General features: G+C 54.5%; 15 protein-coding genes. 10 read left to right on the forward strand and 5 right to left on the reverse strand.

Going from position 1 to position 13,414, the window contains the following annotated elements:
• Window positions 1–330: 330 nt before the first annotated feature.
• On the reverse strand, window positions 331–1,659 hold the full coding sequence (gene tilS, locus MKZ35_RS03095) for a tRNA lysidine(34) synthetase TilS (protein WP_482511749.1): 1,329 nt from the start codon (window positions 1,657–1,659) through the stop codon (window positions 331–333).
• A 247-nt stretch (window positions 1,660–1,906) separates the two neighbouring features.
• Between tilS and MKZ35_RS03100 the strand changes: the two genes are divergently transcribed.
• From MKZ35_RS03100 to MKZ35_RS03140, 9 genes are all read left to right on the forward strand, one after another.
• Window positions 1,907–3,634 carry an OstA-like protein gene (locus MKZ35_RS03100; RefSeq protein ID WP_482511750.1) on the forward strand — a complete coding sequence of 576 codons (1,728 nt, stop codon included), beginning with the start codon at window positions 1,907–1,909 and terminating at the stop codon, window positions 3,632–3,634.
• Window positions 3,635–3,667: 33 nt separating this feature from the next.
• On the forward strand, window positions 3,668–4,495 hold the full coding sequence (locus MKZ35_RS03105; protein ID WP_482511751.1) for an outer membrane protein assembly factor BamD: 828 nt from the start codon (window positions 3,668–3,670) through the stop codon (window positions 4,493–4,495).
• A gap of 131 nt (window positions 4,496–4,626) precedes the next feature.
• Window positions 4,627–4,968, forward strand: coding sequence for a DNA-directed RNA polymerase subunit omega (locus MKZ35_RS03110; protein WP_482511752.1), 342 nt, complete (start codon window positions 4,627–4,629; stop codon window positions 4,966–4,968).
• 24 nt (window positions 4,969–4,992) lie between these two features.
• Window positions 4,993–5,544 (forward strand): flavoprotein, encoded by a 552-nt coding sequence (locus tag MKZ35_RS03115; RefSeq protein WP_482511753.1) that lies wholly within the window; start codon window positions 4,993–4,995, stop codon window positions 5,542–5,544.
• A gap of 133 nt (window positions 5,545–5,677) precedes the next feature.
• A complete protein-coding gene (locus tag MKZ35_RS03120) occupies window positions 5,678–6,337 on the forward strand; it encodes a phosphopantothenoylcysteine decarboxylase domain-containing protein (RefSeq protein ID WP_482511754.1) in 660 nt (219 codons plus the stop codon).
• Window positions 6,330–7,241, forward strand: a complete 912-nt coding sequence (gene porD, locus MKZ35_RS03125) for a type IX secretion system protein PorD (RefSeq protein WP_482511755.1) — start codon at window positions 6,330–6,332, stop codon at window positions 7,239–7,241. The genes MKZ35_RS03120 and porD overlap by 8 nt, the downstream gene beginning before the upstream one ends.
• A gap of 233 nt (window positions 7,242–7,474) precedes the next feature.
• Window positions 7,475–8,806 carry a DNA repair protein RecN gene (locus MKZ35_RS03130; RefSeq protein ID WP_482511756.1) on the forward strand — a complete coding sequence of 444 codons (1,332 nt, stop codon included), beginning with the start codon at window positions 7,475–7,477 and terminating at the stop codon, window positions 8,804–8,806.
• Complete coding sequence (locus MKZ35_RS03135; protein ID WP_482511757.1) at window positions 8,782–9,147, forward strand: hypothetical protein; 366 nt, start codon at window positions 8,782–8,784, stop codon at window positions 9,145–9,147. The genes MKZ35_RS03130 and MKZ35_RS03135 overlap by 25 nt, the downstream gene beginning before the upstream one ends.
• 264 nt (window positions 9,148–9,411) lie before the next feature.
• Window positions 9,412–10,233, forward strand: a complete 822-nt coding sequence (locus MKZ35_RS03140; RefSeq protein ID WP_482511758.1) for an enoyl-ACP reductase FabI — start codon at window positions 9,412–9,414, stop codon at window positions 10,231–10,233.
• A gap of 98 nt (window positions 10,234–10,331) precedes the next feature.
• Here MKZ35_RS03140 and MKZ35_RS03145 read toward each other — a convergent pair whose 3' ends face one another.
• Both MKZ35_RS03145 and MKZ35_RS03150 read right to left on the reverse strand, forming a co-directional pair.
• Window positions 10,332–11,417, reverse strand: coding sequence for a lipase family protein (locus MKZ35_RS03145; RefSeq protein WP_482511759.1), 1,086 nt, complete (start codon window positions 11,415–11,417; stop codon window positions 10,332–10,334).
• 33 nt (window positions 11,418–11,450) lie between these two features.
• Complete coding sequence (locus tag MKZ35_RS03150; RefSeq protein WP_482511760.1) at window positions 11,451–11,864, reverse strand: hypothetical protein; 414 nt, start codon at window positions 11,862–11,864, stop codon at window positions 11,451–11,453.
• A gap of 357 nt (window positions 11,865–12,221) precedes the next feature.
• On the opposite strand from MKZ35_RS03150, the gene MKZ35_RS03155 reads away from it, so the two are divergent.
• A complete protein-coding gene (locus MKZ35_RS03155) occupies window positions 12,222–12,572 on the forward strand; it encodes a hypothetical protein (RefSeq protein WP_482511761.1) in 351 nt (116 codons plus the stop codon).
• An 80-nt stretch (window positions 12,573–12,652) separates the two neighbouring features.
• Here the strand turns inward: MKZ35_RS03155 and MKZ35_RS03160 are convergent, their stop codons facing one another.
• Together MKZ35_RS03160 and MKZ35_RS03165 are read right to left on the reverse strand one after the other, a co-directional pair.
• A complete protein-coding gene (locus tag MKZ35_RS03160) occupies window positions 12,653–12,946 on the reverse strand; it encodes a hypothetical protein (protein ID WP_482511762.1) in 294 nt (97 codons plus the stop codon).
• Window positions 12,913–13,332: a metallophosphoesterase family protein gene (locus MKZ35_RS03165; protein ID WP_482511763.1), complete on the reverse strand. Its 420-nt coding sequence runs from the start codon at window positions 13,330–13,332 to the stop codon at window positions 12,913–12,915. The genes MKZ35_RS03160 and MKZ35_RS03165 overlap by 34 nt, the downstream gene beginning before the upstream one ends.
• Window positions 13,333–13,414: the final 82 nt, after the last annotated feature.

Consider the following 13,414-nt stretch of genomic DNA (forward strand, 5'->3'; position numbering starts at 1 on the left):
TACCTAACCGAACGGCAGAGGAGCAGCACCTCAGGTTGCCGTCGCATAACGTGGGTAGCCAGCCCATAATCAGCTTGCAGGCCGCCTATTAAAATCTGATTAAACCTGATAATCAAGTAGATAGGCGATACTGCTGGCAAATAATAAAAAAAGGGGGGAATCCTACTATCAGAAAGTAAAATATTTATAATGATATGTAATGTTCTGATAATGAGATAGATTTGTTTCAAGTCCAGAGCCTTAAATTAGTGCATTATCCCAAAACAGTGCTCTTTATTTTTTCGGTTACTCCATTAACTTGACATTAAATAATTAGCATTTTACTCTTGCCTACATCTGGCGCAGCACCAGCACCCGCTGCGTCTCCTCGGTCACTTTATACCGCTCATCGGGCCGAAAGCCGATAACCCAGGCAATGCGCTGATCGGCCGTGACAAGTACGCGCACGTCATCTTTGAGATTAAGCGGCACTTTTTGGTCAATGAGAAAGTCGCTGAGCTTCTTCTTACCCTTCATGCCGATGGGCATAAACCAGTCGCCTTCTTGCCAGCGCCGCACAGTGAGCGGAAATTGCAGGCGGTCGGCGTCGAGCGCCGCTTCGCTTTTCTTTCGGGACACGGTGAAGCCTTCGGCTTCGTGCAGGTCGGCGGTCAGGTGCAGGCCGTCGGCGAGCAGCTTGGTCTGACCCGCGTGCAGCTGGTGAGTACCAAAGCGGGTGAGGTTGCGGCGGGTAATAACCAGCTGGTCGCGGTCCTTCACCAGCAGGTGCGTGGGCGACTCGAAGCGGCGGCCGGCAGTGGCCTTGAAGGCAGCCACAATTTCTTTGGTAACGGGAAAAGAGAAGTTGAACGGCCGCAGCAACTCATGCAAAACTAGCGTAATGGCGGCCGTAGCTTGCAGGGTGGCAATATTGAAGTAGGTTACTTCCTCTTCCACTTTCCGGGCCTGAGCAGCCGTATCGGCCACATAGCGACGCACGATTTCCTCGGCGCCACCGACGCGCTCGGCAGTGTGTTCCAGGGTCTGGTCGAGGTTAGGATTGATGTCGCGCAGCACGGGCAGCACCTCGTGGCGGAGGCGGTTGCGCTGGTAGGTGGTGCTGTCGTTGGAGGCATCCTCGCGCCACACCAGGCGGTTTTCCATTACGTATTCAAATAACTCTTCTTTGCCAATACCTAGGAACGGGCGCACCACGTAGCCGTTTTTGGCCTGAATGCCGTGCATGCCAGCCAGCCCAGTGCCGTGTGTAAGGTTGAGCAGCATCGTTTCGGCCGCGTCGCGCTGGTGGTGGGCGGTGGCTATGTAGCTGAGCTGCTGCGTTTGACGGATGCGCTCAAACCACTCATAACGTAGCGCACGGGCTGCCATTTGGGTGGATATACCTTCCTGGGCGGCAAATTTCTTGGTCTGGAAAAACTCGGCGAAGTAAGGCACGTCATATTTCTTGGCCAGCTTGCGCACAAATTGCTCATCGGCGTCGGCCTCTTCACCCCGCAACCCAAAATGGCAATGCGCAATGGCAAACGGTACTTCCAGGCGGTGCAGCACATCGGCCAGGGCCACGGAATCGATGCCTCCGCTCACGGCAACCAAAAGCTGGTCGGTGGTAGGGGAGAAGAGATTTTTTTCTTCAATAAACTGGCGGACGCGGTCGAGCATGGCTGTGGTTGTTCTGGTGGTTGCCTCAACCCCTAGCCCCTTCTCCCGTGGAGAAGGGGGACTAGCTTTTAAGTTTTCTAGAAAATTTAGCCTTGACTAGAATACTAGTAATTTGAAGCTAGTCCCCCTTCTCCACGGGAGAAGGGGCTAGGGGTTGAGGCTTACATTGAGGGGCAAAATCCACTACGAAGGCACTACGCTGCAAAGATGGGCGTTACCACCGGGCCTTCTGTACCTTTGCGGCGAAATGCGCTTTCTACGACTCCTCTTTTTTCTGTTGTTGCTGCCCCTGACCGTGCTGGCGCAGCAACGTCCTGCACCTAAAATCGCCGCTCCGCCCAAAGGCCAACGCATCGAGCTGTTGACGGCGGGCGAGCTGGTGGGTGGTGATTTCAACGGGGTTGAAATTCGTAAGCTGATTGGTAATGTGAGCTTTAAACAGCAGAATACCTTTATCTACTGCGACTCGGCTTACCAATATATCGGCCGCAATGCGCTGGAGGCCTTTAGCAATGTGCGCATCGTGGAAAACGACACGCTGACTATTACCGGCGACCAAGCCTTTTACGACGGCGACACGCGGAAGGCGCGCATGACCGGCAACGTAGTGATGCGCGACCCGCGGATGACCCTAATTACCCAGGCTCTCGACTACGACCTGAACCGCAAGCAGGCCTACTATAGCACCGGCGGCCGCCTGACTGACCCCGAAAACACGCTCACCAGCCAGCGGGGCTACTATAATACCGTCTCGAAAGTGTTCAGCTTTCGCCGCGACGTGCGCCTGACTACTAAAGACAACCTCATCACCACCGACTCTTTGCAGTACAATACGGTGTCGAAGATTGCCTATTTCTTTGGCCCCACGCGCATTACGGGGTCAGAGGGTCGCAGCCTATACGCCGAGAACGGCTATTATAATACCGTCACGCGGGTCTCGAATTTTCAGCGCAACGCCAAGATTGAGACGCCGGATTATCTGCTCGGCGGCGACAAGCTGGTGTACGACGAAGCCCGGCAGTACGGCGTGGCTACCGGCAACGTGTCGATGACTTCCAAGAAAGATAACATCGTGATTCGGGGCGATGTGGGACGCTACTGGCGGGCGCTGGGCAAGGCCAAAGTGTATGGCACACCCGTGATGCGCAACATTTCGGACCGCGATACGCTGTATCTGGCCGCCGATACGCTGATGAGTGTGGAAGGGCAGCCGGGGCAAACGTCGGGGGGCGTTATTTACGCCTTTCCCAAAGTGCGCATCTTCCGCACCGACTTGCAGGGCCGCTGCGACTCGCTGACCTACGACCGGCAGGACTCGATTATCTACTTAAACCGAAATCCGATTCTGTGGAGCGATCAGAACCAACTCACCTCGGACAGTATGGAAATTCGGCAGCGGCGCGGCAAAATCGACCAGATGCGCCTGTACGCTAATGCCTTTATCGTGGGTCAGGATACGCTGCTCAACTTCAATCAGGTGAAGGGTCGCAACATGGTGGCGTACTTCGGTGATAATAAAATAAAAAAAGTTGATGTGGTTGGCAACGCCGAGAGCCTCTACTTTGCTCTTGAGGGTGACACGACTACCACCGGCATGAACAAAGCAGTAAGCTCCACCATGGCGCTACGCTTTGCCGCCAACAAGCTTCAAACCATCACCTTTCAAACCAACCCTGACGCCAGCTTTATTCCTCCCCACGAGCTAAAAGAGGAAGATAAAACCTTGAAAGGCATGCAGTGGCGAATCAAGGAACGCCCAACCCGCCGCGCTACGCTAGGCAAGCATTTCAATCTGCCTGCCAAGGCAAAACCGAAAAAAACCAATATCAAGACTAAAAAAGCCCCCCAAAGGCTACACCAAAAGCCGCTCCGAACGCCAAAAAGCCCCCCAGCCGCCCGGCACCTGTTCGTGCGGCGGTCAATTAAAAGAAGCGCTTCGCTACTGCTGGCGACGCCCGCGTTTTCTGCCGTTTGATTCGGCTCCGTAATCCGTTACCTTTGCGTCCTTATGCCCTTGTTTCGTCCTACCTTCTTTCTGTTGTTGCTGAGCGCTTTGCTGCTCGGCTCGTGCAGTGGCTACCAAAAGCTGCTCAAGAGCGACGACGTGAATAAAAAATACACCGCTGCCATTAAGTACTACGAAGAAGGCGACTTCTTTAAAGCCGGTACCTTGCTGGAAGAGCTGATTCCGCTGCTACGGGGCCGCCCGGAGGCAGAGAAGGCTCAGTTTTACTTCGCTAATACCAATTTCCGCCAGCGCAACTATACGTTGGCCTCGTATTATTTCAAGTCGTTTTTTGATACCTATCCCAATTCGACTTACGCGGAGGAGGCCATGTTTATGCACGCCAAGTCGCTGTTTCGCGACTCGCCGGAGTTTGAGCTGGACCAAACCAATACCTACACGGCCCTGGAGTCTATTCAGGAGTTTCTGAATCGCTACCCCGCCAGCCAGTTCCGCCCCGAGACGGAGAGCATGTCCCTGGAGCTGCAGAAAAAGCTGGATGTAAAGGCGTTTGAGAGTGCCCGGCTCTACTACCAGCTACGCTATTATCAATCAGCAGTGGTTGCTTTTACGGCTTTCCAACAGCAGTTTCCGGCCTCGGCTTACAATGAGGAAGCCGCTTATCTGAAGGTAGCTGCCCAGTATTATTACGCCAAGGAAAGCGTGGAGCAAAAGCAGCGGGAACGATATCTGGAGGCTATTGCCTTCTACCAGAGCTTCATAGATACGTATCCGCAGAGCAAAAACTTAAAAGCGGCCGAGTCGCTTTACGACGACGCCCGCGCTGAGGTAGCCAAGCTGAAACCCGTTCAGGAGGCCGCCGCAAACTAGATTTTAATGGTTAAATAAACGGGCTGTGAAATAGTTGATTGTGAAAAGCCGGGAAGCCAACCAGTAGTCACACCGCTGTTTAACAGTTCAGCCTTTAGCCATCCAACCAGTTAATAACCATTTGATTTAAGATGAAAACTCCGAATAACGTCCCTGCTTCCATCGTGACCCGCAACCTGTCGGAATTTGCTGACCAGACCGGCAATGTGTATGAGTCGCTGGCCATCATTGCTAAGCGGGCCAACCAGATTTCGGTTACGCTGAAGGAAGAGTTGAACAGCAAGCTGGCCGAGTTTGCCACCACGGTTGACAACCTGGAAGAAGTATTTGAAAACCGCGAGCAAATCGAGATTTCCAAGTATTACGAGCGTCTGCCCAAGCCTACTAACCTGGCGGTGGAAGAATTTTTGGAAGGTAAAGTACACTTCTCGACGCCCGCCGAAGGCGAGACGCCCGCCCGCGCTGCCGAGTAAGTATCGCTTCCTAACCACCGCACAATGGCACTGCAAGGCCGTAAAATTTTGCTGGGCGTGTGCGGGAGCATTGCCGCGTATAAGTCCGCCCTATTGGTGCGGCTCCTGGTAAAGGCCGGGGCTGAGGTGCAAGTCATTCTGACTGCCTCGGCCTCGGCCTTTGTTACGCCCCTGACTCTCGGTACACTGTCCAAAAATCCAGTTCTAACGAGTTTTTTGAAGAACGAAGCGGCGGGTGAGTGGCATAACCACGTGGACTTAGGTTTGTGGGCTGATGCGCTGGTGATTGCCCCAGCTAGTGCCAATACCATAGCCCAGCTAGCGAATGGCCATTGTCCTAATCTGCTGGCCGCCGTTTACCTCTCAGCCCGTTGCCCCGTGTTCCTCGCGCCCGCTATGGACCTGGATATGTATGCGCACCCGGCCGTAACCGAAAATCTCGCTCGCCTCCGCCGTTTCGGCAACCACGTATTCGATTCGCCCCCTGGTGAGCTGGCTAGTGGCCTTTCAGGACCTGGCCGCATGCTGGAACCGGAGGATATACTGCGGAAGCTGGAGGAGTTTTTTAGTAGATAAACAGGCGTTTGTCATGCTGAGCAGAGTCGAAGCATCTCTACCGCTTCGTTGAGATTACTATTTGGTAGAGATGCTTCGACAGGCTCAGCATGACCACCTATTTAGATTAATAGCGCTTCTTTTATAAGTCATTATGCGCGTTCTCATCACCGCTGGCCCTACGTACGAACCCATTGATCCAGTGCGCTTTATAGGTAACCACTCAACGGGTAAAATGGGCTACGCGCTGGCCGAAGCGTTTGCGGCGCGGGGAGCAAATGTGACGCTGGTAAGCGGCCCGACGCAGCTACGTATTCAGCATCCGCTGATTGAAGCAATAGCAGTACAGACGGCTGATGAGATGTACGCTGCGGCGTCCAAAATTGCCCCCCAGGCTGACGTTTGGGTGTTTGCCGCCGCTGTGGCCGATTATAAGCCGAAGTCAATGGCCCTGAATAAGATCAAGAAAGATGGCGATACACTAACGCTGGAGCTGGTAAAGAACGTGGACATTGCGGCCACGCTGGGCAAGCAGAAGCGGCCTGAACAATTTTCGGTGGGTTTTGCGTTGGAGACTAATGATGAGGAAGCCCACGCTCGCGCCAAGCTACGGCGCAAGAACTTCGACCTCATCGTGCTCAACTCCCTACGCGACGCCGGTGCGGGCTTCGGCTACGATACTAATAAAGTGACGCTGCTGACCGCTGGGGGGCAAATGACTATCTTTGATTTGAAGCCCAAAGCCGAAGTAGCCCGCGACATTGTGCAAACTGTTCTGGCCTCGCTCCCTGCCTTATCTACTCCCCATGCGTAATCTGCTGTACTTATTTGGCTGTCTGTTCCTGCTGCTGGTGCGCCCGGCTCAAGCCCAGGAGCTACTAGCTGAAGTAAGCGTAACCACCGAAAACGTGACCATTGCCGATCAGCAGATCGTGCAGCAGATGCGGACTGATATCCAGTCGTTTCTGAACACGCGCACCTGGACCAGCATCACTTATCGACCCGAGGAGCGCATCCGCTTTCGGCTATTTGTGGGCATCACGGGCATTCCCCAAACTGGCTCTTACCAGGCTACTGCCCGTATTATCACGGAGCGGCCCGTATACGGCACGGGCTATCAAACTAATCTGCTGTCGTTTGCTGATAGAGGTTGGTCGTTCAACTACTCGCCTCAGAACCCGCTCGACTATTCCGACAACGTATTTGTGTCGAACCTGTCGTCGCTGCTGAGCTTCTATGCCTATATCGTTATTGGTATGGACCAGGACAGCTTTTCGCCCCTGGGCGGCTCACCTTACTACGACCGCGCCCGCAACATCCTGACGACCACTGCTTCGCAAACTCAGGAAGGCGACAAGGGCTGGCGCGATACGGAGCCACGCAACCGTTATTGGCTGCTTAATAATCTGCAGGACCCGCAACTGGTAGCGTTCCGCAATGGGGTGTACGCTTACTATCGGCAGGGGCTGGACATTTTTGTGGAGAAGCCTGAGGAGGCCCGCGCCAGTGTATTTAAGGCACTTCAAGGAGTACAAGCTGCTACGGTTCGCCGCCCCAGTACGCTCTTAGCCCGCGCTTTTTTTGACACCAAAGCCGACGAAATCGCGAACATCTTCCGTACCGCCTCCGACCCGCAGCAGAAAGCTCAGGTAGTAGCTTTGCTTACGGAAGTGGACCCGACTAACACCGCCAAATATCAGGTAATCCTGCAACGCTAATGTGCTGGTTGGGGGATTGTCGCTAAGCGGACGTTGCTAAATAATTTGGCTTATTTTTGTTAGACCGCGGGAATCAACTAATTTCATTAGTTGTATCAAGTGATAATGCTTTGAAAGAAAGTCAATAGGCATCTTTTGCTTCTTTCGTGATGACTTTTTCTTACAAAAATCCCCCCAACCAAGCGTTTTGTGTGCTGTTTTGGGCTGCGGCTATCCTTATCATGTAAACGTGTATGCTGGTTGATCTTCGCATTCAAAACTACGCGCTGATTGAGGCGCTGGAGCTGCGGCCCTCGGCCCTGCTCAATATAATTACCGGTGAAACGGGCGCGGGCAAATCTATCATGCTGGGTGCCATCGGACTGCTGCTTGGCAATCGGGCCGACTCGCGTATGCTATTCAATACGGGCAGCAAATGCGTGATTGAGGGCCAGTTTGATATCTCCAATTATCAGCTACAAGACATCTTCGACTCCGAAGACCTCGACTACGATGCCCAGTGCATTCTGCGCCGCGAAATAAGCCCCACGGGCAAGTCGCGGGCCTTCGTGAACGACACGCCGGTAACGTTGGAGACGCTGCGAAAAATCGGCGCCAACCTCATGGACATCCACTCCCAGCACGATACGCTGCTGCTAGGAGATGCTGTTTTTCAGCTTAACCTGCTCGACCTGTATGCCGGTCTGGTTCCTACGCGCGGTCAGTATTCCAATGCTTACCGCCAGTACCGCAAGCTTGAGGCCGACCTGAAAACCCTCGAAAACCAAGTGGCGCAAGCCAACAAGGAGCTGGATTACCACAGCTTTCTGCTCAGTGAGCTGGAAGAAGCGCGCCTGGATCAGGAAAACCAGGAGGAGCTGGAGCAGGAAATAAAGCAGCTGGAACACGCCGAAGAGATTAAATATAAGCTCAGCCAAGCCTACCAAAGCTTGTCGGAGAGCGAATATTGCGCTACGGGCAGCATGAAGGAAGCCGCCACGATGTTAGGACAGATTTCAACGTATTCTGATGCTTTCCAAACCCTGAAAGCCCGGCTCGATAGCTGCCTGATTGAGCTGCACGACATTGCCGACGAAGTAGAAGCCGCCGAGCGCCGCACCGAAGGCGACCCCGCCCGCATCGACGAGCTGCAAGGCCGCCTCAATGTGCTCTACAACCTCCAGCGCAAGCACCAAGTCCGCGATCTGGCGGCCCTTATCGAAGTGCGCGACCAGTTGCGCCAGCAAGTAGGCTCGGTGCTGAACCTCGACAAAGAAATTGCCCGCTTGCGCAAAGACACCGATGGTGCCCTGGCTACCGTAACCAAGCAAGCCGCTCGCCTCTCGGAAAGTCGGCGGAAAGCATTTCCAAAGTTTGAAAAAGAGCTGGCCGCCTTGCTTTCGGAGCTGGGCATGCCCCATTCGCGCATTGTGGTGCAGCATACCACTAGCCAGCCCAGCGCCAGTGGCACCGATGTGGTGAGCATTCTGTTCACCGCCAACAAAGGTGCTCAGCCCCAAACGCTCAGCAAAGCCGCTTCGGGGGCGAATTTTCCCGCCTTATGCTCTGCATCAAGTACATGCTAGCCGATAAGACTGCCCTGCCCACGATTGTATTCGATGAGATTGACACGGGCATCTCCGGCGAAATCGCGGTGAAAGTGGGCCGCATGATGCAGCAGATGGCCAAGAAGCACCAACTCGTTGCTATTTCCCACCTGCCCCAGATGGCCGCCGCCGGCGACGCTCACTACTTTGTATATAAAGAGGACCGCGCCGATCGTACTATCAGCCGCATCCGTCAGCTAAGCACCGAGGAGCGCATCCGCGAAATTGCCCACATGATTGCCGGCGCCAAGCCCAGTGAGAATGCGTTCGAAAGCGCACGGGAGCTGTTGGCGATGCGCGGCGAGGCGGTGGCCGCATAGAGTAGAAATATGATAAGAAAGGTCAAAAGAAGATATTAAACAGAATGTCATGCTGAGGTCACGAAGCATCTCGCGTGTTTAGCAGGATTAGTAATCTTACGTCAGCACGCGAGATGCTCCGCTCTGCATGACGTTCTTATAGTAAAGGTATAATGCGGACAGCTTTGGCTTCGCTTCTGCATGACGTTCTTGTGAGGTATTGTAGTCTTTTTTATTTTTTTGCCTCTTTTACACTTCCTAACTACCAACTCCTACATTCTCTCCATGTCCAATAACCTACTCGCTGGCAAAGTCGGCATCATCTCCGGCGCCCTCGACCATAAATCCATTGCCTGGAAAGTAGCCCAGAAAGCCCACTCCGAAGGTGCCCGCTTTGTGCTGACCAATGCCCCGCTGGCCATGCGCATGGGCGAAATAAAGCAACTAGCCGAGGAGTGCGGCGCTCTTATCGTGCCCGCCGATGCTACTTCCGTGGAGGAGCTGGAAAACCTGTTTTCGCAAGCTACCGAGCACTTGGGGGGCAAATTGGACTTCGTGCTGCATAGCATTGGTATGAGCCCCAATATTCGCAAGAAGAAGCACTACGGCGAGCTGGACTACAAATTCTTCCAGCAAACCCTGGACGTATCGGCCCTGTCGTTTCACAAAATGATGGCCGTAGCCGAGCGCCAGGATGCCATGAAGGAGTGGGGCAGCATTGTGGCTCTGTCGTACATTGCCGCCCAGCGCGTATTCCCCGATTACACGGATATGTCGCAGGCCAAAGCCATGCTCGAAAGCATCGCCCGCAACTACGGCTACCGCCTCGGCAAGCTTAAGAAGGTGCGTGTGAACACCATTTCGCAGTCGCCCACCAAGACCACGGCCGGTACCGGCGTCGGCGGCTTCGACGCCTTCTACGACTACGCCGATAAGATGTCGCCCCTGGGCAACGCGCCCGCCGAAGCCTGCGCCGACTACTGCATCACTCTTTTCTCCGACCTGACCCGCTACGTAACCATGCAGAACCTGCTCCACGACGGCGGCTTCAGCAGCACCGGTATCTCGGAGGATGTAGTGGAGGCGTTGATGAAGATGAACAGCTAGTTTCTGGTAATTATTAATCCCGAGAAAGCCTCTTCTATGCACAGAAGAGGCTTTTTTATGAACCAGTAAATTGTTGATGGCTGAGGGGCTTTTTTACCTTAAGGTAGCCGCTCAGCCAGGTAGTAATACGGCTGGAAAAGATGATGCATAAACAACTTCTCTTGGTTGTCGGGAAACTTGGCTCGGTAAGCTGAGTCGGCCGGCAGCACGATGGTAGTGCCGGTGCGCACGTAGTGGCTGCTGGGGTAAAAAGCGGGTCCTTGATAATCAGGCACTTGCTTTTTCACAGCCCGCATCACGAAGTTGCCGAGGTAGCGCTGATACCGCCGCTGCGCCCGGCGCGAAGGCTGCTCCAGCTGATTGTAAGCAAAGCCCAGCGCCAGGCTTTTGGGAAACTTCTGCTTTTTGATCAGGGATTTGGCCCCTACAAATGGATTGACCGGATTGAAGTCGCTCAGCGTCTGGACGGAGAGCGGGAACTCCGGCACCCAATCGGCCGGATTTATCACGTTAAAAGCCCAGCCGCCCTGGGTGGCCGCTTCATAGTCGTAAGCAAAGTAGAGGTTGCCCGGTTTGGGGCCGGCGCTACAGTAGGTTTTGAACCGAATGTCACCTGGCAGGCGGCCTTGCTTTTGGAGGGAGCGGATGTGCGCCGTAAGCAAATAAGCCAGCGCGCCGCCCTGGCTATGGCCCATAATGATAATATCGTGGGTGCCACGCTTGTACAGCGAATCTATCTTGGTCAGAATATCATCGGCGAGAAAAGCCGTGCCCAAGAGCCAGCCCGCGTGTACGGCCGCCCGCGGATTGGTAGCCAGCGCGTAGGTAAAGGTGCGGGTAGGAGTGAGGCGCAGCTCGCCTTTGGCCGGGAGCATGGCAGCATAAAAATTCTCCAGCCAGCTCGCCGAGTTGGCCGTGGTGCCGCGCAAGCTAATAACGGCCACGGAGTTGGTGCTGATCCACAAATCCCAGCGGTTGTCGAGGCCCACGACCGGCGAGCGGTACACCATGCGGAAGCGGGCCGGCCGCGGAATCTCGCCAAAAAAGGTGGTGTCGGCGATGCGCGCATGCAGGCGCAGCAGCTCCAGGTATTCTGCTTTGTCAAAGCCAGGCTTCAACTGTTGGGCCTGCATACTGCCGGCTCCTACCAGCAAACAAAAGAGGGTGAGGACGACATTGCGCATCGGCAGGTAATATATGTATTACTTCAATATAGCTTACTGACTCAGGGGTTTAGTCAGGTCGAAATCGGCCTGAAACCGCAGCTGGCCGTCTCTTTTCAAAATGTAGCTGAAGGTCTTCTGGTCTTCACTCAATACCGTGGACCACTCATTGGTGGCAGCAGCCGGTATAAGCTTGGCCGTGTAGTCATCAGCCGGAAAGCTTTGGCTATAAATCGTGCCGCCGGCCTTGGCATAGCCCCCGTACATGGTCACCGAATCGGGGGTGCCGTCGGGGTGGCGGTGGTCGTGCTTGAGCAGGAGGCCCTGTTCGCTTTTGGTGAATACCCAGGTACGGGATTTATCCTCGCCCACCTGAAAAGGCACTCGAATCTCGGTGGGGGAGCAAGTTTGCACCCGCATCACCAGTGCCTTGCCCGCAAACGGATCTTTGCCGCCTTCCGGATACACGACCCTGCCCTGATAGGCCTGATTGCATAAGGTGCTCAGGCGCCCAAAGAAGTCCTGTGGGGGCGTGGGGGCTTTTTGGCAGTAGTGCAGCCTAATACAAAAAGGAACAGAAGGAGGTAAGCGTTTTTCATAAATGCTATGTATTGCTTATTGAATCCCAAACGGACGTTTACGGTGCCAGCCGTACAAAATACGCTTGGTGCGCTCTAAGTCTTGCTAAAATAAGCAGGCCAGCTGCCGCGCTGTAAGGACGCCGAGCCAGCAAAGTACGCGTTCTGCGCTTGAGCTTAGTTGACTACTTCTGCCCACCGCGAGGCACTTTGTAATTATAAAACCACCCTATTTTTAGTATCACCCATGCAGGACAATCATAACCTCGAAACGCTACTGAATACGCAGCAAAAGAAGCTGGGCTTTTTTCAAAATCTGGTACTAGTAGCCGCCGCCGACGGTATCCTCGACAAGAGCGAAGGAGAGTTTTTGCTGCAAATAGGTAAAAAGCTAGGCCTGACAGCTGAAGATGTGCTGCCCATTGCTGATAACCTCCATATACTCAGCTTCGTGGTGGCCTCCGAAGGCATGCAGCGCACCCTAGAGCTGCAAACCTTGGTGCAAATGATGTTGCAAGACGGCCAAATTGACCCCCGTGAATACGGCTTGTGCATGGAATACGCCAACCGCATTGGTTACAGCAAACATACTGGATGACATGGTGGCCCAACTAGCCGGAGGAACACCAACGGGCGGCAACCGCAATCCGCCTATGGTAAAGTAAGGCTGGGTTTATATCAGCGGCCTTGCACGCCGGGGTAAAGCGTTTGGACTATGTCACTCCGGACGAACTCCTTGGTGCGCACATTCAGCAGGCTCAACCGCCCGCCGTAGGCCGCGCCCTGGTCCAGGTTCCAGACGTTGGCCCGCTGGCACGGTACGGCGCTGGCGGGCCAGGTGGGCGTGTGGCCAATAAAGCATTCCTGGTAGCCTTCGGCTTGCAAGCCATTGCGCCACAGCGTCCGGTTCCAAACTAAGTCGTAGGGCTCTTGCTCTACTATTGGTTGGGTAGGATCATAGCCGCCGTGCACGTAGAGGTTGCCCGCTTCGTCTTCAAAATAGGGCCGTTGCTGGCCAAAAAAGTGCGAAAATGCCGCTGAATCTGCCCTTTCGGCCCGCGCTCATACGATTCGAACGTCGCTCTGCCGCCCTGCTGATACCACAGCATATTTACCTCCGCCCGCGGTAGTCTGGTCGCCATCCACTCAGCCGTCCACCAGTCGTGGTTGCCTTGTAGCCAGATGCTGTTTGGAGTGCTGAGCAGCCGTTCCACACATTCAGCTGTTTGGGGCCAGCCGTCGGAAATGTCGCCCAGATGAATCAGGCGGTCAATACCGGGCCGGAAGGGGCTGCGTTCCAATACCTGCTCCAGCGCACGAAAGGCACCGTGAATGTCACCAAGGGCATATGTTTCCATGCCAATTACTACGGGAGCAGCGGAAAGTGGGCTATAGTTGAGCTGGGGGGCTTTTTTGGAAAAACGGGAAAAGCTGCACGGG

The sequence above is a fragment of the Hymenobacter sp. R533113 genome (assembly GCF_056835965.1).